Genomic DNA, 20,527 nt, shown 5'->3' with positions numbered 1-20,527 from the left:
TTGAATAGCATTTAGTTGCCAATAATTAATTTCCTTTATTTATTTTCTTTTTTACAAGTAATGGCATTCTCGACGCATTGCCTGTATGGCATCGTTGAAGCTGGCGAGCTGGATATGCTGGAGGGGAGGAAGCGCGTGCTGTATTTGCAACGAGCACGTTGGCATCGCGGTGGCGCGCCATTGCCATGGGCATGCGTCTTATTTCCTCACGGGTTTGGGAGTGTTGCGCAAGGCGCGGCTCAATGCTTGCTTGTCCGTCCTTTAGAAACATGGGTTAAGGCAGTGCCGGGAGAGTTTCTGCACTTGGCGGTGACCGGGGCACATTTCCCCCATGTGGGCAATATCACGGATAAAGACGCAAAAAAGGGTTAGCAAACGATAGTTTGCTAACCCTGATCTGTACTGCTGTATTCGTGGTAGGCCGTGCGGGATTCGAACCTGCGACCAACGGATTAAAAGTCCGCTGCTCTACCAGCTGAGCTAACGACCCGAAAGAGGCCGCATTATATATCAGTTGAAAAAGAATGCAAAGCATTCCTGCACGAAAATGAAGATGGCTCAATGCAGGGCGGCCGTGAGCTTCAACACTTCGTCGATGCTGGTCGTGCCATCGATGATCTTGCGCGCGCCGGCGAGGCGCAGCGGCGTCATGCCGTCGAGGATGCTTTGGCGGCGCAAGGCGTGCAGGTCGGCGCCCGCCTTGATGAGCTGGCCGAACGTTTCCGTCACGCTCAGCAGTTCATAAATGCCGGCCCGCCCCAGGTAGCCGCTGTGGCGGCACAGGGGGCAGCCGGCGGGGCGGTACATGGCGCGGGGGCGTTCCAGCTGGCCGCCCGTCAGGCGCTGCCATGACGCGTCGTCCGGGGCGCCGCCCGGCTGTTTGCAGGCCGGACACAGGCAGCGCAGCAGGCGCTGCGCCAGCACGCCGATCAGGCACGCTTCCAGCAGATAGGCGGGCAAACCCAGTTCCAGCAGGCGCATGACGGCCGAGGGGGCGTCGTTGGTATGCAGGGTCGACAGCACCAGGTGGCCCGTCAGCGCCGCCTGGATGGCCATCTCGGCCGTGGCCAGGTCGCGGATCTCTCCCACCATGATGATGTCGGGATCTTGCCGCATCAGCGCCCGCACGCCATCGGCAAACGACAGTTCGATGCCGGCCTGGGTTTGCACCTGCATCTGGTTGAAGGCCGGCTCGACCATTTCGATGGGGTCTTCCACCGTGCACACATTGACTTCGCTGCCGGCCAGCGCCTTCAGGGTGCTGTACAGGGTGCTGGTCTTGCCCGAGCCCGTGGGACCCGTGACCAGCACGATGCCGTGCGTGCGCGCCGTCAGCTGGCGCCAGCGTTCGGCGTCCGCGGGCGGAAAGCCCAGTTCGGCGAGACTCTTGACGGCCACTTCCGGATCGAAGATGCGCATGACGAGCTTTTCGCCGAAGGCCGTGGGCAAGGTCGACAGGCGCAGCTCGATTTCCTGCCCTTGCGCATTGCGCGTCTTGATGCGGCCATCCTGGGGGCGGCGCTTTTCCACCACATCCATGCGCCCGAGCAACTTGATGCGCGCCGTCATGGCCAGCATGACGACGGGCGGCAATTGATAGGCCTGGTGCAGGCGGCCGTCGATGCGCAGGCGCACGAGGCCCGCGTCGCGCTTCGGTTCCAGGTGGATGTCGGACGCGCGCTGGGCGAACGCATACTGCCACAGCCAGTCGACGATGCGCACCACGTGCTGGTCGTTGGCGTCGAGGCTGGTCTTGTTGCGCCCCAGTTCCACCAGCTGCTCGAAATTGTGGCGCAGCGCCAGGTCTTGCGTGGATGCTTGCCTGGCCACCTTGACGGAGGTGGCCAGGCTGAAAAATTGCGCGATGGCGTCGGCGATGTGCAGCGGGTTGGCGATGACCAGGCTCAGCTTGCGCGGCGCCAGGTTGCCCAGCTGCGCCTGCCAAGCGAGCGCGTAGGGCTGGGCCGTGGCGATGACGATGCGGTCAAGCGTGCTTTCCACGGGCAGGATGTTGAAGCGGGCCGCGTAGCCGGCCGTCATGACGTCGGCCACCTGGCTGAAATCGATGTGCAGGGGATCGATGCGCAGATACGGCAAGCTCGCGCGTTGCGCCAGCCACGCGCACAGGGTATCGAGCGTCAGTGCGCCGTGGGCGATGCTGCACAGCGGATGCAAGGCGGGCGCCGGCAGCAGGGCGGCCTGGGTGGCGATGGCGGCTGCTTGCACTGCGTCGAGCAAGCCGTCTTCCTGAAGCCAGGCCAGCAGTTGCGGCAGTTCCAGCGGCGTGTCGGGCGAGATGGGAGAGGGAGGCGGGGAAGCGGGCATGGCCGGCGTCTTTCAGGACTGCCGGCCTAGCCTGGTAATGCCGGCGCTTACAGGGTGCTGACGATGCCCTTGACCCAGGTCTTGGCGGGCAGCTTCGTCTCGGCGACGATCTGCTTGGCGCGTTCCAGCAAGGCGGCTTGCGCTTCGGCATCGAGTGCCACTTTCGTCTTGAACGCGATCGCCACTACGTTCCCATCATGGACTTCCGGCAGGCAGATCACCTGCGCAAACGCAAACTTCATCGCCTTGATGTTCTTTGCGTAGCTGGGATGGTCGCCGAACAGGTTGACCGTCATGATGCCGTGCGGCGCCAGGCAAGCGCAGCAGGCGGCATAGAAATCGGCGCTGTCGAGCACGGGACCGCGTGCCGTGGCGTCGTACAGGTCCACTTGCAGGGCGTCCAGGGTGCCGTGGTTGGCTTCATCGTTGACGTAGTCGAGCGCATCCATCTCGCGCACGTGCAGGCGCTCGTCGTTGGGCGGCAGCTTGAACATCGAGGCGCAGATGGCGATGACGGAAGGATTGAGTTCGATGGCCTCGACTTGCGCCTGCGGGAACTGGCGGTAGCAGAACTTGGTCAGCGCGGCCGTGCCCAGGCCCAGCTGGGCGATGCGCTGCGGCTGCTCGATCCACAGCATCCACGCCATCATCTGCTGCGCATATTCGAGCTCCGGCCAGTCCGGCTTGCGGATGCGCATGGCGCCCTGCACCCATTCCGTGCCGAAATGCAGATAACGCACGCCATCCATTTCCGACAGCGTGACAGGGGCGTAGCGGGGCTTGCGCGCAGGGCGCGAGGATTCGACTTGTTCGATGGATTTTCGTTTGATAAGCATAGGGCGGCCTGAAAGTGTGCCGCATTATAGCCCGTGCCGGGGCGCCATAAAAAATGCCAGCCGCTGGGGCTGGCATGGTAGGGGCCGGTTGTTACGCTTACTGCTGAGCTGGCTCGATCGAGACGCGCAGACGGATGCGCTCGCCCGGATCGTAGGACATGATGCTCGTGTAGTTGCGGCCGCGGTAGTCGTAGGTGACCTGGTAGCCATTGTTGCGCGATTCCCAGTGGTCGACTTGGCGGCATTGCTTGACGGCTTGTTCCTGCATGCCGCCCTGGTAATTGTTCTGGTTGTCGACGCGGTCGCCCACGACGGCGCCGGCGATCGCGCCCGCCGCTGCTGCTGCCGTGCGGCCATTGCCGCCACCGACCTGGCTACCGAGCAGGGCGCCGGCGATACCGCCGACGATGGAGCCGCCAGCGCTGCGCTGTTGCGGCGGTGCCTGGACTTGCACGTATTCCGTACGGCATTCCTGGCGTGGACGGTTGATCTGTTCCACTTGCGGCACGACGCGTACGACCTTGCCGAAATCTTCAAAGTCGGCGGCCTGGGCGAGTGGCAATGTGCCGAGACAAACGGCTGACAACATCAATTTGGCTTGCAAGTTCATTTGTAACCTCGTTATCTAGAGAATCTTTCAGGGTATTTTTTACAACTTGGGACTATAGTAATCCCGCCAGACCGGGGCAAGTGTTTCGCATGGCAACAAAATGTAACAGCCCAAGCCCCTTGCCCCACAGTCTGTAACATGCACTTTCAATCGATACAAGATGTTGAAGTGACTTGAAACCAGCGGTTTGTAACAAATCTTGCGTTTGACATCATATTCGGGTTGATTCATGCAGGACAACACGTTACCCTAATACGCGTATGGCTTATATAAAATCGCACTGAATCGCATAAAAGTTGATACAGATCGAATCACCGCGTGCGCATTGACCCGCGTGCGGGGATGCAATAAGACGAGCAGCTAGAAAAAATCCATACATAACAGGTCGATTTGAGGGAAAAATGAGTTTGTTACTAACCGTGCCGCCCAACCTTGTCCAGTCCATCCGTGCCTTTCGCGTGACCGAATTACAAGACGAGGCGATCCGTCTCGGGCAGCACTTTTTATATGCGCATTGCAACGCTGGACAGACCAAACAACAAGTCATCGGCATTATTGCGGAAGCCTTCCTGTTTCCGAAAAACCTGGCGAAGAATTTCGATGCCCTGCGCCTGTGCCTGACGGACACCATGTTCAAGGCGGGCACGCAGACGGGCTTCCTGGTGGTGCTCGAGCAATTGCCAAATACGCAAAAATTCGACAAGGAAGCGCGCGAGATCCTGCTCGACGTGTTCCGCGACGCGGCCGACTACTGGGCCGAAAAGAAAGTCCCGTTCCGCGTCTTCTATTCGTTCGAGTAAGCACCTACTCACGCCGCGGAGGCGTCAAACCAGCCTTTCATGCCCTGATCGGGCGGCGTAATCGGGCAGCGGCGGCGGCCCGGTCGCTATGTTGCGCCGCAACAATAATAGCGGCCTTTCTTGGTTCGCATCGCCATAGCGGGTACAATGCGCGCTATGAAAAATATCGTTATCCTCATTTCCGGACGCGGCAGCAACATGGAAGCGGTCGTGCGCGCGGCGCAAGCCGAGCAATGGCCAGCCCGTATTGCCGCCGTCATCAGTAACCGGGCCGACGCCCAGGGACTGGTTTTTGCCGCGGAACATGGGATAGCGACGGCAGTTGTTGCCAACAAGGATTATGCCAGCCGCGAACAGTTCGATGCGGCGCTGCAGGCCGTGATCGACGGCTACACCCCCGACCTGGTCGTGCTGGCCGGTTTCATGCGCATCCTGACGCCGCCCTTCGTCGAACATTACGCGGGGCGCATGCTCAATATCCACCCGTCGCTGCTGCCGCTGTTCCCGGGCATGGCGACGCACCGCCAGGCGCTCGAGGCGGGCGTAACGGAACACGGCGCGACCGTGCATTTCGTGACTGCCGAGCTCGATCATGGCCCGGCCGTGGCGAGCGTAACAGTCCCCGTCTTGCCGGGCGACACAGAAGACAGCTTATCGGCGCGCGTGCTGGTACAGGAACATCTGCTTTACCCGCGCGCCATCCGCCTGTTCATTGACGATAAACTGTCGGTCGAGCATGGCCAGGTCCGCGTGGACCCTCAATAAAATATTACAGGAAGAATAACAATGAGATTGCCACCAGCGATACTTGCCAATGCTGAAGAAGTGTTGCGCGAAATTTTACGTTTCACGGCCCCGGCCGACACGACCTTGTCGCGCTATTTCCGCGACCATCCGCGCCTCGGTTCGCGCGAACGCGGCGCCATCGCCGAAGGCATTTATGCCGTGCTGCGCAATAAATCGTTCTTTACCGATTTCGCCGAAGCGGGCAGCGGCCCGACCATGCGCCGCCTGACCATCCTCGGCCTGGCCGAAGCCGTGGGCGCCGACTCCTTGGGCGGCCTGACGGAAGAAGAAGTGGAATGGCTGGAACGCATCACGCAGATCGACCGCAGCCTGATGCCGGCGAACATGCGCGCCAATATGCCGACCTGGCTGTTCGACAAGCTGATCGCCCAGTTCGGCGAAGCGGAAACCATGAAGCTGGCCGATGCGCTGAACGCGCCGGCGCCGCTGGACTTGCGCGTCAATTCGCTCAAGGCCACGCGCGAAGACGTGATGCTGGCCCTGGCCGAAGCGCCGATTCTCAGCACGCCGACGCCGTTTGCGCCGCTGGGTTTGCGCGTGATCAAGAAGCCATCGCTGCAAAACCTGCCATTGTTCCAGAGCGGGGCCATCGAAGTGCAGGATGAGGGCAGCCAGATCCTGTCGCAGATCGTCGGCGCCAAGCGCGGCGAGATGGTGGTCGATTTCTGTGCCGGCGCGGGCGGCAAGACCCTGGCGCTGGGCGCGCTGATGCGCAACACGGGCCGTCTGTACGCGTTCGACGTGTCGGAAAAGCGTCTGGCCAAGCTCAAGCCGCGCATGGCCCGCAGCGGCCTGTCGAACGTGCATCCGGTGCAGATCGCGCATGAGCGCGATGCCAAGATCAAGCGCCTGGCCGGCAAGATCGACCGCGTGCTGGTCGATGCCCCGTGCAGCGGCCTGGGCACCCTGCGCCGCAATCCGGACGTCAAATGGCGCCAGCAGCCGAACTCCATCGTCGAGCTGCAAGCCAAGCAGGCAGCGATCCTGGCCGGCGCGGCGCGCCTGGTCAAGGGCGGCGGCCGCCTGGTGTACGCCACCTGCAGCTTCCTGAACGAAGAAAACGATCAGATCGCCGAGCAATTCCTGGCGGCCAACCCCGACTTCACCCTGGTGCCGATGAGCAAGGTGCTGGCCGAACAGAAGATCGAACTGGAAATGGGCGACTACCTGAAATTGCTGCCGCACCTGCACCAGACGGACGGCTTCTTCGCCGCCGTGTTCGAGCGCAAGGTCATGCCGAAAAAAGTCTACGCCGATGAAAAGCCGGCCGACGACGTTGACGCTGAACCAGCCGAGTAAGCCTGTCACGGGCCGCCGCTGCACCCTGCAGCGGCGCCCTTCAATGCCGCCAGCCCGCCTGGCGGCATGGGATCACTCCCCATCCGTACCACCTTCGCCCCACCTTCCGGACCGCATCCGCCATGAATGAAACCCCGCTGCTCAACCTGATCACTGATTTTGTCGACGATTTCCGCCAACCGGCCATCCTGTGGCAGGCGCTGGTCATCCTTGCCTGCCTGGCGCTGAGCTGGCTGCTGGTGCGGCAGTTGCGCGTGTTCCTGCATAAGCGGTCGGAAGCGGCGGCCACGCCCGCCACGCCGGAAACCCTGCAGCGCACGGATAGTTTCATCCGCATTTTGACGCCCGTGCTGGCGGCCATGCTGCTGGGCATTGCGCAACATTTCCTGGCCAAGTTCCAGTCGGTGAACCTGCTCAGCATTGCCATCCCCCTGTGCACGTCGATGGCGCTGGTGCGCTTCGGCTTTTATGTGCTGCGCCGCATTTTTGCCCGTCATGGCGACATCAGTCCCACCATGTTGTTGCTGGAAAAGATTTTCACGGTGGTGGTGTGGGCCGGCATGGCCCTGTACATCACGGGCCTGTGGCCGGAACTGCATACCTTCCTGGAAAGCATCGTCGTGCCGCTGGGACGCAACAAGGTGTCCGTGGCTGCCATCTTGCAAGCCGCTATTTCGGTCGCCGTGCTGCTGGTGCTGGCCATGTGGGCCGGCACCTCGCTCGACGAGCGCCTGATGAAAATGCAGGGCTTGCACACGTCCCTGCGCGTGGTGCTGTCGCGCATGGGGCGCGCCGTGCTGATTCTCGTTTCCGTGCTGGTCAGCCTGTCGCTGGTGGGCATCGACTTGACGGTGTTGTCCGTATTTGGCGGCGCCTTCGGCGTGGCGCTGGGCTTCGGCTTGCAAAAGATCGCCGCGAACTTTGTGTCCGGTTTCATCATCCTGCTCGACCGCAGCCTGACCATCGGCGACATGATCACCGTCGGTCAATTCACGGGCAAGGTCACGCAGATCAATACGCGCTATACTGTGTTATTGGGTGGCGATGGCGTTGAATCCATTGTGCCGAATGAGATGCTGATTTCCGGCGGCGTGCAGAACATGTCGCTGAGCAACCGCATGGTCTGGCTGTCGACGGCCGTGTCGGTGGGCTATGAAACGGATCTCGATGTCATCTTCCCCTTGCTGGAAGCGGCGACGGCCAAGGTGCCGCGTGTGTCGCAAAGCAATCCGCCCTCGGCGACGCTCGTGCGTTTCGGCGCCGACGGTCTCGACGTGCAGATCGGTTTCTGGATCGCGGATCCGGAAAACGGCACGGGCGGAGTGAAGTCGAATGTGAACCGCGCCATCTGGCGCACCTTGCAGGAACATAAGGTCACTGTACCGTTTCCGCAACGCGAATTGCGTATTGTTGGTACGCCTCCTGCCCCGCTCGCCAGCGCGGCAGACGGTGAGTCCCCGCCATCCGGCACCCAGCCTTAACCTCGCTGCCTGCCTCCGTTTTTGCCTGATAGCACCCATTAGGGCGTACAATCACGCCTAAAATTAACTCTGCCGGACCTCCAGAGTCACTGGAGCGACCGTGCGCACGCCCTGTCCACTTGGAGTAGTAGTAATGACATTGAGTTCCGTTTTACACGACGTTTTGCAGTTCATGGCCACTGGCATTACCGATCTGTCCGCATGGCAAGTTTTCCTGTACACCATGGTGGTCACGCACATCACGATCGCCAGCGTCACGATTTACCTGCACCGCCACCAGGCCCACCGCGCGCTGGAATTGCATGCGATTCCCAGCCATTTCTTCCGTTTCTGGCTGTGGCTGACGACGGGCCAGGTCACCAAGGAGTGGGCGGCCATTCACCGCAAGCACCATGCCAAGTGCGATACGGAAGAAGATCCGCACAGCCCCGTGACGCGCGGCATCAAGAAAGTGTTCTGGGAAGGCGCCGAGCTGTACCGCGCTGAATCGAAGAACATGGAAACCATGGCCAAGTATGGCCACGGCACGCCGACGGACTGGATCGAGCGCAACCTGTACACCAAGTACAGCTGGCTGGGCGTGGTGTCGCTGTTCGTCATCAATTTCGTGTTGTTCGGCGTGATCGGCATTTCCGTGTGGGCTGTGCAAATGATGTGGATCCCCATCACGGCGGCCGGCATCATCAACGGCATCGGCCACTACTGGGGCTACCGCAACTACGACTGCGCCGATGCGGCCACCAACATCATTCCGTTCGGCATCCTGATCGGCGGCGAAGAGTTGCACAACAATCACCATACCTATGCGACGTCGGCCAAGCTGTCGTCGAAATGGTATGAAATCGATATCGGCTGGGCGTACATCCGCGCGCTGGAAATGCTGGGCCTGGCCAAGGTGAAAAAGCTGGCGCCGGAACCGAAGTTCTCGCACGGCAAGCTGGAAGCGGACTTCGAGACCTTGCAATCGGTCATCGCCAACCGCTACGACGTGATGGCCAAGTATGCGAAATCGATCAAGCATGCCTGGAAGGAAGAGCTGGAACACCTGAAGCACAAGGCCGAGCTGGAAAAGCGCTTCCTGAAATCGTCGCGCAAGCTGATGCAGCGCGAGCCGGGCAAGCTGGCCGATGCGCACCATGAGCAGTTGTCGGAACTGTTCCAGCACAGCAAGGCGCTGGAAACCATGCACCACATGCGCGTCGAGCTGGGCGCCATCTGGGAGCGCTCGCACTTTACGCGCGAGCAATTGCTGCAGAAGCTGCAAGACTGGTGCGCGCGCGCCGAAGCGTCGGGTATCCAGTCGCTGCAGGACTTCTCCTTGCGCCTGCGCAGTTATGCATAAGGTTATGCATAGGTAAGCTGCCGCATATCAAGGCCCTGGTTTCCAGGGCCTTTTTTTCGTCCCGGCACAAGGCGAGGGGAGCCGGCTGAAAATCAGGGCGAAAAAAAACCGCTCATCGGAGCGGCTCTTTTTACAGAACACAAGATCAATTACTTGATTTTGGTTTCTTTGTAAGTGACGTGCTTGCGTGCTTTAGGATCGAATTTCATGATCTCCATTTTCGCAGGCGTCGTACGCTTGTTTTTGGTAGTCGTGTAGAAGTGACCCGTACCGGCGGTCGATTCTAACTTGATTTTGTCGCGGCCTGATTTTGCCATGATAGCTCCCTTATTCTGCTAATTAGACTTTTTCGCCACGAGCGCGCATATCGACCAATACGGCGTCGATGCCGACTTTATCGATGACGCGCAGACCGGCGTTGGACAAACGCAGGGAGACCCAGCGGTTTTCAGATTCAACAAAAATACGACGATTCTGCAAGTTAGGCAAAAAACGACGTTTGGTTTTGTTGTTTGCATGGGAAACATTGTTGCCGACCATCGGCTTCTTCCCAGTGACTTGGCAAACACGTGCCATGGCGCACTCCTTAAAGATATTCCAAATTGGAAAAACGAGAGTATATCCAAAATAAGCAGATTTATCAATGACTTGCGAAAAACAATTGTGTCACGCTGTATTGAAAAAATTTAACAATTTGACGTTTGCCTATTCTTCATAGGGAAACCGCTGGTAAACCGCGTCGTTTACTGCTAGATAACAGTCCCTCTGCTGCCACGTATGTCCTTGTTTACACATGGTTAACTGTGAATCGGCTGGCGCCGGCTTAGATCTGGCCGTGTTCCGCAAACGAATGCACTTGCCGCCCGGCCACGACGAAATGGTCGAGGATGCGCACGTCCACCAGCGACAGGGCTTGCACCAGCGCGCGCGTCAGTAATAGATCCGACTCGCTCGGTTCCGGCGTGCCGGACGGGTGGTTATGGGCCAGCATGACGCTGGCCGCGTTGTGCAGCAGCGCCTGTTTCACCACTTCGCGTGGATACACGCTGGTGTGGGTGAGGGTGCCGCGAAACATTTCCTGTGTCGTGATCAGGCGGTTCTTGACGTCCAAAAACAACACGTGAAACGCTTCATGCGCCAGGTTGCCCAGGGTCAGGCGCAAATAGTCTTTGACGGCGTGCGGCGAATTGAGGGCTTGTCCCGCCTGCAAGTCCTCGATGATGGCGCGCCGCGCCAGTTCCAGCACCGCTTGCAGCTGCGCGAACTTGGCGCTGCCCATGCCGTGCACGGCGGAAAAACTCACGAGGCTGGCGCCAAACAGGCCCCGCAGGGAGCCGAAGTGCTCGACCGTGTCGCGCGCCAGCTCGACGGCGCTCTTGCCGCGCACGCCCGTGCGCAGGAAGACGGCCAGCAATTCCGCGTCCGACAGCGATTGCGCGCCATCCTCGATCAGGCGTTCGCGCGGCCGTTCGCCGGCCGGCCAATCCTTGATGCCCATGCTGTTCTCCTGTTTGGCACCGGCGCGCGCCCCAGTGTGGCCTTCTTTGACGAAGCCATGGGGCAGGCGCGGCCAGTGTGGCTTACAATATCGTTTTGCACCAGTTACCTGAAAACTACTATGTCCAACGAGCAACCAGCAGTCGTCACCGAAGCGGCTTACCTCACCCTGCATTATCGTCTTGCTACTGTTGACGGTACTGATATTGTCACTACCTTCAGCGGAAATCCTGCTACCTTGATGCTGGGACAGGGCCAGCTGGCGCCATTCCTCGAGCAGCGTCTGCTGGGCTTGCCTGAAGGCACGCACCAGACGTTCGAGCTGGCGGCCGGCGAAGGCTTTGGCGAGCGCAATCCCGAGCTGGTGCAGTCCGTTTCGCGCGCGACCCTGGACGAAAACTCCGTGCCGGGCGCCGACTACAAGATCGGCGACCTGGTCGACTTCGCCGCGCCGGGCGGCGGCCGCTTTGCCGGCGTGCTGCGCGAAATGCGTGAGGACTCCGCCCTGTTCGATTTCAACCATCCGCTGGCCGGCCAGCCGTTGCGTTTTGAAGTCAAGCTCATTTCGGTCCTGTAAGGAATAGCGATGGATAAAGAACTGTTACTGGCCCAGCCGCGCGGTTTCTGCGCTGGCGTCGACCGGGCGATCGAAATCGTCGAGCGCGCCTTGCAGCAATTTGGCGCACCGATCTACGTGCGCCATGAAATCGTCCACAACGCCTATGTGGTGGCCGACTTGCGCAACAAGGGCGCCATCTTCATCGATGACCTCGACGACGTGCCTGCTGGCAATACGCTCGTGTTTTCCGCGCATGGCGTGTCGAAAGCCGTACGCGCCGAGGCGGAAGCGCGCGGCCTGAGCATTTTTGATGCCACTTGCCCGCTCGTCACCAAGGTGCACATGGAAGTGGGCAAGATGCGCCGCGAAGGCCGCGAGATCATCATGATCGGCCACGACGGCCATCCCGAGGTGGAAGGCACGATGGGCCAGGCCGATATGGGCATGCATCTGGTGGAAACGCTCGAAGATGTGGCGAAATTGCAGGTCGCCAATCCGGAGAGCCTGGCCTATGTTTCGCAAACAACGTTGTCAGTTGACGACACCAGCGACATTATTGCGGCTTTGAAAGCGAAATATCCGAATATCGCCGAGCCGAAAAAAGGCGACATTTGCTACGCCACCACGAACCGCCAGGAAGCCGTGAAATTCATGGCGCCGCAAGTGGAAGTGGTGATCGTTGTGGGCAGCCCGAACAGCTCGAATTCGAACCGCTTGCGCGAAGTGGCCGAGAAGATGGGCACGCCTGCCTACATGGTCGACAATGCCTCGCAGATCGACCCCGCCTGGCTGGAAGGCAAGCTGCGCGTGGGTGTGACGGCTGGCGCCTCGGCGCCCGAGGTGCTGGTGCAAGCCGTCATCGACCGCTTGAAGGAGTGCGGCGTGAAGAGCGTGCGCCCCCTCGATGGCGTGCAGGAAGCCGTCACGTTCCCGATGCCGAAAGGCCTCGATGGCATCAAGCGCGACGTCGCCTGAGCCTGCGGGACGATTGAGTATCGATGAGGATGCACCTCAAAACCGAATTTAATTCGGAAATGCTCGATTTATTCCAAGTTTAGTTTTTGCAAAAGATCGTTATGATTGCCTCAAGCTTGAATATGTTGTCGTTATGACTAAGCAAGGTCACGCGCGTTTTGAGTGCGTGCACCATGCTGGTGAGAACGGTCCAGGGATGGCACTGCAGGATTTCTTCCTCCGGTGCCGTTTTTGTATCAGCGACATGTTCTGGTGGAAGTTGTTCCCGAAAAATGCATATTTGATAGGGCAATCATGGATACATTCATCCAGCAGATCATCAACGGCTTGGTGTTGGGCAGCATGTATGCCTTAGTCGCCCTCGGTTACACCATGGTGTATGGCGTGTTGAACCTGATCAACTTCGCCCACGGCGACGTGCTCATGATCGGCGCCATGGTGGGCTTGACCATTCTCAAGCTGCTGGGCATTTATGTGCCGGACTGGCCCGGCTATTTGAAACTGGCCACCGCCATCCTCGGCGCCATCCCCATTTGTATTCTGGTCAACATCTTCATCGAGCGGGTCGCCTACCGCCGCCTGCGCAACGCCCCCCGCCTCGCTCCCCTGATTACCGCCATCGGCGTCTCCATCCTGCTGCAAACCTTCGCCATGATGATCTGGACGCGCAATCCGCTGCCATTTCCCCAGTTGCTGTCGACCGACCCGCTGCACATCGGTGGCGCTGTTATTTCCCAAACGCAAGTATTGCTGCTGGCCCTGGCCGCCATTTCCATGGGATCCCTGGTCTTACTTATTGAGAAAACCAAGATGGGCCGCGCCATGCGGGCCACGGCGGAGAATCCTCGCGTGGCGGGCCTCATGGGTGTCGATTCCGACAAGGTCATCGTCGCCACGTTCGCCATTGGCGCCGCGCTGGCCGCCGTGGCGGGCGTGATGTGGGGCGCCAACTATGCCTCGGTAAAGTTTTCGATGGGAGCGCTTCCCGGGCTGAAGGCATTTTGCGCGGCCGTGCTGGGCGGCATCGGCAATATCTATGGCGCCATGCTGGGCGGCATCCTGCTGGGCCTCATCGAGAGCCTTGGTGCCGGGTATATCGCCTATCTCACCGCTGGTTTCCTCGGTAGCAATTACCAGGATATCTTTGCCTTCATCGTGCTGATCATCGTGCTGACCCTGCGCCCGTCCGGCATCATGGGCGAACGCGTGGCCGACCGCGCCTGACGTCATCCATAAAAACAAGGAGTTGACCATCATGGCACTACTCGATTTTGACGCTAAGAAAAATCCGACCAAAGCCTACGCCGGCATGCTGGGCCTGGCCGCGCTGCTGATGGTGTTCCCGTTTTTTGCCGCCCAGTTCGGCAATTCGTGGGTGCGCATCGTCGACATGGCCTTGCTGTACATCATGCTGGCCCTGGGCTTGAACATCGTCGTCGGCTTTGCCGGCCTGCTCGACCTCGGCTACATCGCCTTCTACGCCGTGGGCGCCTACCTGACGGCCTTGCTGGCGTCGCCCCAGTTCGCCATCCTGCTCGAATCGGTGGTAAATCAGTATCCCGTGCTGGGTGAAACCCTGGTGCAACTGATGGGGCCGGAAATCCGCGAAAACGGCGTCCACCTGTCGATCTGGATCATCGTGCCCCTGGCCGCTGCCGTGGCCGGTCTGTTCGGCGCCCTGCTGGGCGCGCCAACGCTCAAGTTGCGCGGCGACTATCTGGCTATCGTGACCCTGGGCTTTGGCGAGATCATCCGTATTTTCATGGGCAACTTGAATGAGCCCATCAATTTCACGAATGGCGTGCAAGGCATCAACATGGTTGACCCCATCCGCATCTTCGGCGTCAACCTGGCGGGCGAGGCGGGCAGCAACAGCACCGTGACGGTGGCCGGTTTTTCCATGCCGTCCGTGAACGCCTATTACTTTTTGTTTCTCTTCCTGTGCATCGCTGTCGTGTTCGTCACCAAGCGCCTCCAGCATTCGCGCCTGGGCCGCGCCTGGGTGGCCATCCGCGAAGACGAGATCGCCGCCAAGGCCATGGGCATCAATACGCGCAACGTCAAATTGCTGGCCTTTTCCATGGGCGCCTCGTTCGGCGGCGTGGCGGGCGCCATGTTCGCCTCGTTCCAGGGCTTTGTCGCGCCGGAATCGTTCTCCTTGACGGAATCGATCGCCGTGCTGGCCATGGTCGTGCTGGGCGGCATCGGCCATATCCCTGGCGTGATCCTCGGCGGCGTGATCCTTGCTTCGATACCCGAAGTGTTGCGCCATGTCGTCGAGCCGGCGCAGAAGGCGCTGTTTGGCGAGATCATCATCGACGCTGAAGTCTTGCGCCAGTTGCTGTACGGTCTGGCCATGGTACTTATTATGCTTATACGTCCCGCCGGCTTGTGGCCATCGCCGAAGCACGAAGACCGGCCCGACCACGATGTCGACCAGCCCAACAAATCCACCGGCGTCGTGTCCGCGTAAGGGAGGGATAGCATGAGCGAACAGATCATTCTCAATATCGCTGGCGTAAATAAACGTTTCGGCGGCTTGCAGGCGCTCACCGATGTGGGCATTACCATCCGACAAGGGCAGATCTATGGCTTGATCGGCCCGAACGGTGCCGGCAAGACGACCTTCTTCAACGTGATCACGGGCCTGTACCAGCCCGACACGGGCACTTTCGAGCTGGCCGGCAAGCCGTATTCGCCGTCCGCGCCGCACAAGGTGGCCAAGGCGGGCATCGCGCGCACGTTTCAGAACATCCGCCTGTTTGGCGACATGACGGCGCTGGAAAACGTCATGGTGGGGCGCCACGTGCGCTCGCACCAGGGCGTGTTCGGCGCCATCTTCCGCCACAAGGCGGCGCGCGAGGAAGAAGCATCGATCCGCAAGCGGGCGATGGAGCTGCTCGATTTCGTCGGCATCGCCCAGTTCGCCAGCCGCACGGCGCGCTTCTTGTCGTACGGCGACCAACGGCGCCTGGAAATCGCCCGCGCGCTGGCCACCGACCCGCAACTGCTGGCACTCGACGAGCCGGCGGCCGGCATGAATGCCACGGAAAAGCTGGCCCTGCGCGAGTTGCTGGTGAAAATCAAGGCTGAAGGAAAGACCGTGCTGTTGATCGAGCACGACGTGAAACTGATGATGGGACTGTGCGACCGCATCACGGTGCTCGAGTATGGCAAGCGCATCGCGGAAGGCTTGCCGGCCGAAATACAACAAAACCCGGCCGTCATCGAGGCTTATCTGGGGGGATCGCACGCATGAGCAATATATTGAAGGTGGCGGGCCTGCACGTGGCTTACGGCGGCATAAAGGCCGTGAAAGGCATCGACCTGGAAGTCAACCAGGGCGAGCTGATCGCCTTGATCGGCGCGAACGGCGCCGGCAAGACGACGACCTTGAAAGCCATCACGGGCACCTTGCCTGCATGCAAAGTCGAAGGCACGATCAGTTACCTGGGCGAATCGCTCAAGGGCACGAAATCGTTTCACCTGGTGGAGCGGAAGCTGGCCATGGTGCCGGAAGGGCGGGGCGTGTTTACGCGCATGTCGATCCGCGAAAACCTCATGATGGGCGCCTACACGCGCACGGACAAGGTTGGTGTCGAAGATGACATTGCCAAGTGGTTCGACGTGTTTCCACGCCTCAAGGAGCGGGCGGCGCAGATGGCGGGCACCCTGTCGGGCGGCGAGCAGCAGATGCTGGCCATGGCGCGCGCCCTGATGAGCCATCCGAAGCTGCTGCTGCTCGACGAGCCATCGATGGGCTTGTCGCCCATCATGGTCGAGAAAATCTTCGAGGTGATCCGCAAGGTGTCGTCCGAAGGCATCACGATCTTGCTGGTCGAACAGAATGCCCGTTTGGCCCTGCAGGCGGCGCACCGCGGCTATGTGATGGATTCCGGCCTGGTCACCATGGGCGGCAACGCGGCGGCCATGCTCGACGATCCGCGCGTGAAGGCGGCGTATCTGGGGGAGTAAGGGCGGGAAAGTAAAAGCGCATAAAAAATGCCCCAGCAGGGCTGGGGCATAATGGCATCCGTCAGGGAAGTGCGGGATGGATGCCTGGAGGAGCTGGTACTAAAGTAACCCCGAGGATTACTTAGCGGACCGCCGTGGCGGTCGCGCAGGAATTACTTGGCGGCAGCGCGCGGAACGACTTTTTCAGCCGCTTGCGTGAACTGGTTCACGGCCGAGGTCAGGTTCGCTTCGATGGCTTCGACGGCTTGCTTGCTGGTTTTCGAGAACTGCTCGTAGCCTGCATTGGCGTTGCCGATGGCGCTTTTCAGGATGGCAACGGCGTTTTCCGAACCGGCTGGCGCGTTCTTGGTGACTTCTTCCACCAGGGACAGGACTTTACGGTTGGTTTCAGCGATTTGCGTTTCAGCAGCTTTGCTGAACTCGGCTTGCGTGCCCGACGTGATGGCAGCCAGGTGACGGCCGTAAGCGATGGCTTTTTCGGCGCTAGGCTGGGCTTGAGCAGCGCTCAGCGAGAAGAATTCTTGTGGATCTTTTGCCGACAGCAATTGCTTGGCGGCGGCGGTCGATTCTTCCAGAGTCGCTTTGGCAGCGGTCAGGTTCAGTTCGACGATCTTTTCGATGCCTTCGAAGGCTTTGCCCGTCAGCGACGAGAACAGGGCGAATTGGGCTTCCAGGTTGGCTTTGGTAGCGGACGAAAATTGCTCAGGAATTGAAAACATATAAATCTCCAAAAAATCGAAATCTGGTTAATTTGATGCTGCGTGTACCGTTTGGGAAAGCAGGTGAATCTAAATTTTTCAAGCTGAACAAGAATTGTGCAACGCAACAAACCCTATTCTACGGCGAAAAAAAACGAAGTCAAGCGTTTCTTGTGCGATGCAACAATTGAATAGATTTGCATCAAAAGTCATTGTTTCTAAAGAGAAATATTTGATTTCTACGTGTCAATGGTTTATGTCTAAACTATCATTTCCAGTGGCTGCGGGGACGATCGCGGCGCAGCATGCTAGACTTTGCCTCCCGCACTGGCGCAGCTCTCCGGTGCCGATCCTGTTTCCCGAGTTGATACCATGTCCAATCTTCCCGCCGCGGCTGGCGCCAGCGGCAAAGCCTCCAAAACCCCTTTCCTGACGACCCTGGCACCGATGGCCTTGCCTGGTTTCTTCGTGTTGTTATGGAGCACAGGTTTTATCGTGGCCAAGTTCGGCTTGCCGTACGCACCGCCGCTGACCTTTTTGCTGCTGCGCTTCCTGGGCGTGCTGGTGATCCTGTTGCCGCTGGTGCTGCTGTTGCGCGCGCCGTGGCCCGTGGGGCAGTTCCGCCAGATCGCCGTGGCCGGCATCCTGATGCAGGCCGGCTACCTGGCTGGCGTCTGGTGCGCCATCAAGCTGGGCATGCCGGCCGGCCTGTCCGCACTGATCGTGGGCATGCAGCCTGTGCTGACGGCCTGCGCCGCGCCGCTGATCGGCGAATCCGTGCGCCCGCGTCAGTGGCTGGGCCTGTTCTTTGGCTTGCTGGGCGTGGCCCTGGTCGTCTACGCGAAGATCAACCTCGTGGGCCTGACGGTGGAAAGCGTGCTGCTGTGCGTGTTCGCCCTGCTGTCGATGACGGCCGGCACCATGTATCAAAAACGCCACTGTCCGCAGTTCGACTTGCGCACCGGCACGGTGGTGCAGTTTGCCGCTTCCATCGTCGTGGTCTTGCCATTCGCCTTGTATTACGAAGGCTTGGACTTGCATTTCAGCAACGTCCAATGGACGGCGAATTTTATTGGCGCCTTGCTGTGGTCGGTACTCGTGCTGTCGATCGGCGCCATCTTCCTGCTGTTCGCCCTGATCCGCCGCAGCGACGCGACGAAAGTGACGGGTTTGCTGTACCTGACGCCGCCCACGACCGCCGTGATGGCCTGGCTGATGTTTGGCGAAGCCTTTAATATGCTGGGCATCGCCGGCATGCTGGTGGCCGTGCTCGGTGTGGTGTTTGTAGTCAAGAAATAGCAGGGAGCAGCGCAGTGAGCAAGCCAGTATCTGAAACACAGGCGGCGCAGCAAGCCGTCGATAGCGTCATCCTGTCGCGCCGTTCGATCCGCGCCTTCTTACCCACGCCGGTGGCGCAGGACGATATCGCGCGCATCCTGGAAGTGGCGGCGCGCGCGCCCTCGGGGCCAATATGCAGCCGTGGAAAGTCTACGTGCTGTCGGGCGAGGCGCGCCTGCGCCTGTCGCGCCGCATCCTGGCCGCGTATGCCGAGCCCAAGGCACCCGATGCGCCCGCGCGCACGGCGTCGTATACCTATTACCCGCGCCAGTGGACGGCGCCGTTCATCGAGCGCCGCCGCAAGATCGGCCTGGACCTGTATCAGCTGCTGGGGCTGGAGCGGGGCGACACGGCCGGCATGGCGGCCCAGCATGGACGCAATTTCCAGTTTTTCGATGCGCCCGTGGGCCTGATCTTTACCATCGAGCGGGTGCTGGAACAGGGTTCCTGGCTCGATTACGGCATGTTCTTGCAAAATATCATGCTGGCGGCACGTGCGCGGGGACTCGACACGTGCCCGCAAGCGGCCTTCATCCATTACCATGACATCATCCGCGACGAGCTGGGCATACCGGCCAGCGAAATGGTGGTATGCGGCATGGCCCTCGGCCATGCCGACCCGGACAAGATCGAGAACCGCCTGAGCACGGAACGCGAGCCGCTGGCCGGTTTTGTTAAATTCATGGACAAATAGACATTGCTGGCGATGGACGCCGGCAAACAGCCGCTCAAAGATGAGCTTGTTTGCTGATCGCCAACGATTTGTATTTCAGTGCTGCAATAAATACTGTCCTAACTGTTAAATAGGCTTGCGAATACTCTGCATTTCGCTACACTGCAATAAGGCAACAGCTTCACGGGGAATTATCGAATGGCTAAGTTTAAACTTGCGCTGGGTATCCTGGCTTCCCTGCTGTTTGCATTGGCGCCGGCTGCGGCCGTGCACGCCAGGGAAGCGAACGGCAAATCCTCAGCCTCCAAGAAACACAACACCAAGAAAATCAAGATCGTGCTGCGCAAGGGCGCGACGGCCGCGCCACGCGAAAAGAGCGTGCGCCGGGTCGTCATGGTGCGCGGCAAACGCAAGGTCATCTATCAAAAAGTCAGCAGCGTGGCCGTGCCCATGGCCGCCCCGATGCCGACCATGGGCGACCTGGCGGGCCTGAACCTCACGCGCGATCCGCTCGATCTCAAGTCGAGCGTGGCGCTGGTGCTGGACCAGAACAATTCGGAAGTGCTGTTTGAAAAGAATTCGAATGTCGCCCTGCCCATCGCCTCCATCACCAAGATGATGACGGGCCTGGTGGTGGTCGAAGCGCACCAGGACATGGATGAAGTGCTGACGATTACGGACGAGGACGTCGACCGTGCCAAGTTCAGCAGCTCGCGCCTGAAAGTGGGTTCGCAATTGACGCGCGCGAATATGCTGCACATCGCCCTGATGAGCTCGGAAAACCGTGCCGCCTCGGCCCTGGGACGCAATTATCCGGGCGGCTTGCCGGCCTTTGTCGACGCCATGAACAGCAAGGCGCGCCAGCTGGGCATGATGGATACGCATTACGTCGATTCCAGCGGCTTGTCGAAAATGAACGTGGCCAGCGCGCGCGACCTGGGCAAGCTGGCCATGGCCGCCTTCCGCCATCCGCTGCTGCGCGAGTACTCGACGGACCCGAAAGCCATCGTCGAAGCCAGCGGCCAGCCTATGCAGTTTGGCAATACGAATCATCTGGTGGCCAACCCGGGCTGGGAAATCGGCTTGCAAAAGACGGGCTTCATCAATGAGGCGGGACGTTGTCTGATGATGCAGGCCGTCATCGAAGGACGGGCCGTGATCATGGTCTTCCTCGATTCCAAGGGGAAACAGTCGCGTACGGCCGATGCGGGACGCATGCGCAAGTGGCTGGAGGCACTCAAACCCGCCAACATGAGTCTGCCCGGCGGTTAATTAAGTTTAATGCGAATGTCCATGGCGGCGTCGACTGGGG

The 20,527-nt window shown here is 60.0% G+C and carries 20 protein-coding genes, 1 tRNA gene and 1 pseudogene; 14 read left to right on the top strand and 8 right to left on the bottom strand.

The genetic code is table 11. The features are described 5' to 3' along the window. Window positions 1-414: 414 nt before the first annotated feature. The 4 genes from D9M09_RS21095 to D9M09_RS21080 all read right to left on the bottom strand — a co-directional run bounded on the left by D9M09_RS21095 (window position 415) and on the right by D9M09_RS21080 (window position 3,771). Window positions 415-490: transfer RNA gene (locus tag D9M09_RS21095), tRNA-Lys, on the bottom strand. 68 nt (window positions 491-558) lie between these two features. Beyond that, window positions 559-2,325, bottom strand: coding sequence for a GspE/PulE family protein (locus D9M09_RS21090; RefSeq protein WP_121670295.1), 1,767 nt, complete (start codon window positions 2,323-2,325; stop codon window positions 559-561). A 47-nt stretch (window positions 2,326-2,372) separates the two neighbouring features. Continuing rightward, window positions 2,373-3,161 carry a spermidine synthase gene (locus D9M09_RS21085; RefSeq protein WP_121670294.1) on the bottom strand — a complete coding sequence of 263 codons (789 nt, stop codon included), beginning with the start codon at window positions 3,159-3,161 and terminating at the stop codon, window positions 2,373-2,375. Between the two features lie 97 nt (window positions 3,162-3,258). Then, window positions 3,259-3,771: a glycine zipper 2TM domain-containing protein gene (locus tag D9M09_RS21080; RefSeq protein ID WP_070224495.1), complete on the bottom strand. Its 513-nt coding sequence runs from the start codon at window positions 3,769-3,771 to the stop codon at window positions 3,259-3,261. A 401-nt stretch (window positions 3,772-4,172) separates the two neighbouring features. Between D9M09_RS21080 and D9M09_RS21075 the strand changes: the two genes are divergently transcribed. From D9M09_RS21075 to D9M09_RS21055, 5 genes are all read left to right on the top strand, one after another. Further along, the gene (locus D9M09_RS21075) at window positions 4,173-4,571 is read left to right on the top strand and encodes a barstar family protein (protein ID WP_034747450.1); all 399 of its coding nucleotides are present in this window, start codon (window positions 4,173-4,175) and stop codon (window positions 4,569-4,571) included. A 156-nt stretch (window positions 4,572-4,727) separates the two neighbouring features. Further along, window positions 4,728-5,336, top strand: a complete 609-nt coding sequence (purN, locus tag D9M09_RS21070; protein WP_121670293.1) for a phosphoribosylglycinamide formyltransferase — start codon at window positions 4,728-4,730, stop codon at window positions 5,334-5,336. 21 nt (window positions 5,337-5,357) lie between these two features. After that, window positions 5,358-6,677, top strand: coding sequence for an RsmB/NOP family class I SAM-dependent RNA methyltransferase (locus tag D9M09_RS21065; RefSeq protein ID WP_070224497.1), 1,320 nt, complete (start codon window positions 5,358-5,360; stop codon window positions 6,675-6,677). A 122-nt stretch (window positions 6,678-6,799) separates the two neighbouring features. Further along, the gene (locus D9M09_RS21060; protein ID WP_121670292.1) at window positions 6,800-8,158 is read left to right on the top strand and encodes a mechanosensitive ion channel family protein; all 1,359 of its coding nucleotides are present in this window, start codon (window positions 6,800-6,802) and stop codon (window positions 8,156-8,158) included. 133 nt (window positions 8,159-8,291) lie between these two features. Next, window positions 8,292-9,500, top strand: a complete 1,209-nt coding sequence (locus D9M09_RS21055; protein ID WP_070224499.1) for a DesA family fatty acid desaturase — start codon at window positions 8,292-8,294, stop codon at window positions 9,498-9,500. A 149-nt stretch (window positions 9,501-9,649) separates the two neighbouring features. Here D9M09_RS21055 and rpmG read toward each other — a convergent pair whose 3' ends face one another. From rpmG to radC, 3 genes are all read right to left on the bottom strand, one after another. Then, entirely contained in the window at window positions 9,650-9,817 is a 168-nt protein-coding gene (gene rpmG / locus D9M09_RS21050; protein ID WP_010400929.1) for a 50S ribosomal protein L33, read from the bottom strand. 22 nt (window positions 9,818-9,839) lie between these two features. Next, window positions 9,840-10,076 (bottom strand): 50S ribosomal protein L28, encoded by a 237-nt coding sequence (rpmB, locus tag D9M09_RS21045; RefSeq protein ID WP_010400928.1) that lies wholly within the window; start codon window positions 10,074-10,076, stop codon window positions 9,840-9,842. Window positions 10,077-10,323: 247 nt separating this feature from the next. Beyond that, window positions 10,324-10,998: a RadC family protein gene (gene radC, locus D9M09_RS21040; protein ID WP_070301434.1), complete on the bottom strand. Its 675-nt coding sequence runs from the start codon at window positions 10,996-10,998 to the stop codon at window positions 10,324-10,326. Window positions 10,999-11,118: 120 nt separating this feature from the next. Here radC and D9M09_RS21035 point away from each other — a divergent pair, with 120 nt between their 5' ends. The 6 genes from D9M09_RS21035 (at window position 11,119) to D9M09_RS21010 (ending at window position 16,506) form a co-directional block, all read left to right on the top strand. After that, on the top strand, window positions 11,119-11,574 hold the full coding sequence (locus D9M09_RS21035) for an FKBP-type peptidyl-prolyl cis-trans isomerase (RefSeq protein ID WP_070224501.1): 456 nt from the start codon (window positions 11,119-11,121) through the stop codon (window positions 11,572-11,574). A 9-nt stretch (window positions 11,575-11,583) separates the two neighbouring features. Beyond that, window positions 11,584-12,531 (top strand): 4-hydroxy-3-methylbut-2-enyl diphosphate reductase, encoded by a 948-nt coding sequence (gene ispH, locus D9M09_RS21030; protein ID WP_070312810.1) that lies wholly within the window; start codon window positions 11,584-11,586, stop codon window positions 12,529-12,531. Between the two features lie 294 nt (window positions 12,532-12,825). Continuing rightward, window positions 12,826-13,755, top strand: a complete 930-nt coding sequence (locus tag D9M09_RS21025) for a branched-chain amino acid ABC transporter permease (RefSeq protein WP_121670291.1) — start codon at window positions 12,826-12,828, stop codon at window positions 13,753-13,755. A 31-nt stretch (window positions 13,756-13,786) separates the two neighbouring features. Further along, window positions 13,787-15,004 carry an ABC transporter permease subunit gene (locus D9M09_RS21020; RefSeq protein ID WP_121671178.1) on the top strand — a complete coding sequence of 406 codons (1,218 nt, stop codon included), beginning with the start codon at window positions 13,787-13,789 and terminating at the stop codon, window positions 15,002-15,004. A 12-nt stretch (window positions 15,005-15,016) separates the two neighbouring features. Further along, on the top strand, window positions 15,017-15,790 hold the full coding sequence (locus tag D9M09_RS21015) for an ABC transporter ATP-binding protein (protein ID WP_034747484.1): 774 nt from the start codon (window positions 15,017-15,019) through the stop codon (window positions 15,788-15,790). Then, entirely contained in the window at window positions 15,787-16,506 is a 720-nt protein-coding gene (locus tag D9M09_RS21010) for an ABC transporter ATP-binding protein (protein WP_121670290.1), read from the top strand. The genes D9M09_RS21015 and D9M09_RS21010 overlap by 4 nt, the downstream gene beginning before the upstream one ends. A gap of 152 nt (window positions 16,507-16,658) precedes the next feature. On the opposite strand, the gene D9M09_RS21005 is transcribed toward D9M09_RS21010, so the two are convergent. Then, on the bottom strand, window positions 16,659-17,225 hold the full coding sequence (locus D9M09_RS21005) for a phasin family protein (protein WP_070224506.1): 567 nt from the start codon (window positions 17,223-17,225) through the stop codon (window positions 16,659-16,661). Between the two features lie 351 nt (window positions 17,226-17,576). Between D9M09_RS21005 and D9M09_RS21000 the strand changes: the two genes are divergently transcribed. The 3 genes and pseudogenes from D9M09_RS21000 to pbpG all read left to right on the top strand — a co-directional run bounded on the left by D9M09_RS21000 (window position 17,577) and on the right by pbpG (window position 20,487). Beyond that, window positions 17,577-18,503 carry a DMT family transporter gene (locus tag D9M09_RS21000; protein WP_121670289.1) on the top strand — a complete coding sequence of 309 codons (927 nt, stop codon included), beginning with the start codon at window positions 17,577-17,579 and terminating at the stop codon, window positions 18,501-18,503. Window positions 18,504-18,517: 14 nt separating this feature from the next. After that, window positions 18,518-19,236, top strand: a pseudogene (locus D9M09_RS20995) (nitroreductase). A 177-nt stretch (window positions 19,237-19,413) separates the two neighbouring features. Further along, the gene (pbpG, locus tag D9M09_RS20990) at window positions 19,414-20,487 is read left to right on the top strand and encodes a D-alanyl-D-alanine endopeptidase (protein ID WP_070224508.1); all 1,074 of its coding nucleotides are present in this window, start codon (window positions 19,414-19,416) and stop codon (window positions 20,485-20,487) included. The last annotated feature ends 40 nt before the right edge of the window (window positions 20,488-20,527 follow it).

The organism is Janthinobacterium agaricidamnosum, assembly GCF_003667705.1.
Lineage (GTDB): Bacteria > Pseudomonadota > Gammaproteobacteria > Burkholderiales > Burkholderiaceae_D > Janthinobacterium.
Note: the sequence above shows the minus strand (reverse complement) of the source record. Positions and strands in the feature narration are given on the sequence as shown.

Bases quoted from the DNA above. Each gene is read 5' to 3' on its own strand.
- D9M09_RS21090 (WP_121670295.1), bottom strand. From the start codon at position 2,325: ATGCCCGCTTCCCCGCCTCCCTCTCCCATCTCGCCCGACACGCCGCTG.
- D9M09_RS21085 (WP_121670294.1), bottom strand. From the start codon at position 3,161: ATGCTTATCAAACGAAAATCCATCGAACAAGTCGAATCCTCGCGCCCT.
- D9M09_RS21080 (WP_070224495.1), bottom strand. From the start codon at position 3,771: ATGAACTTGCAAGCCAAATTGATGTTGTCAGCCGTTTGTCTCGGCACA.
- D9M09_RS21075 (WP_034747450.1), top strand. From the start codon at position 4,173: ATGAGTTTGTTACTAACCGTGCCGCCCAACCTTGTCCAGTCCATCCGT.
- purN (WP_121670293.1), top strand. From the start codon at position 4,728: ATGAAAAATATCGTTATCCTCATTTCCGGACGCGGCAGCAACATGGAA.
- D9M09_RS21065 (WP_070224497.1), top strand. From the start codon at position 5,358: ATGAGATTGCCACCAGCGATACTTGCCAATGCTGAAGAAGTGTTGCGC.
- D9M09_RS21060 (WP_121670292.1), top strand. From the start codon at position 6,800: ATGAATGAAACCCCGCTGCTCAACCTGATCACTGATTTTGTCGACGAT.
- D9M09_RS21055 (WP_070224499.1), top strand. From the start codon at position 8,292: ATGACATTGAGTTCCGTTTTACACGACGTTTTGCAGTTCATGGCCACT.
- rpmG (WP_010400929.1), bottom strand. From the start codon at position 9,817: ATGGCAAAATCAGGCCGCGACAAAATCAAGTTAGAATCGACCGCCGGT.
- rpmB (WP_010400928.1), bottom strand. From the start codon at position 10,076: ATGGCACGTGTTTGCCAAGTCACTGGGAAGAAGCCGATGGTCGGCAAC.
- radC (WP_070301434.1), bottom strand. From the start codon at position 10,998: ATGGGCATCAAGGATTGGCCGGCCGGCGAACGGCCGCGCGAACGCCTG.
- D9M09_RS21035 (WP_070224501.1), top strand. From the start codon at position 11,119: ATGTCCAACGAGCAACCAGCAGTCGTCACCGAAGCGGCTTACCTCACC.
- ispH (WP_070312810.1), top strand. From the start codon at position 11,584: ATGGATAAAGAACTGTTACTGGCCCAGCCGCGCGGTTTCTGCGCTGGC.
- D9M09_RS21025 (WP_121670291.1), top strand. From the start codon at position 12,826: ATGGATACATTCATCCAGCAGATCATCAACGGCTTGGTGTTGGGCAGC.
- D9M09_RS21020 (WP_121671178.1), top strand. From the start codon at position 13,787: ATGGCACTACTCGATTTTGACGCTAAGAAAAATCCGACCAAAGCCTAC.
- D9M09_RS21015 (WP_034747484.1), top strand. From the start codon at position 15,017: ATGAGCGAACAGATCATTCTCAATATCGCTGGCGTAAATAAACGTTTC.
- D9M09_RS21010 (WP_121670290.1), top strand. From the start codon at position 15,787: ATGAGCAATATATTGAAGGTGGCGGGCCTGCACGTGGCTTACGGCGGC.
- D9M09_RS21005 (WP_070224506.1), bottom strand. From the start codon at position 17,225: ATGTTTTCAATTCCTGAGCAATTTTCGTCCGCTACCAAAGCCAACCTG.
- D9M09_RS21000 (WP_121670289.1), top strand. From the start codon at position 17,577: ATGTCCAATCTTCCCGCCGCGGCTGGCGCCAGCGGCAAAGCCTCCAAA.
- pbpG (WP_070224508.1), top strand. From the start codon at position 19,414: ATGGCTAAGTTTAAACTTGCGCTGGGTATCCTGGCTTCCCTGCTGTTT.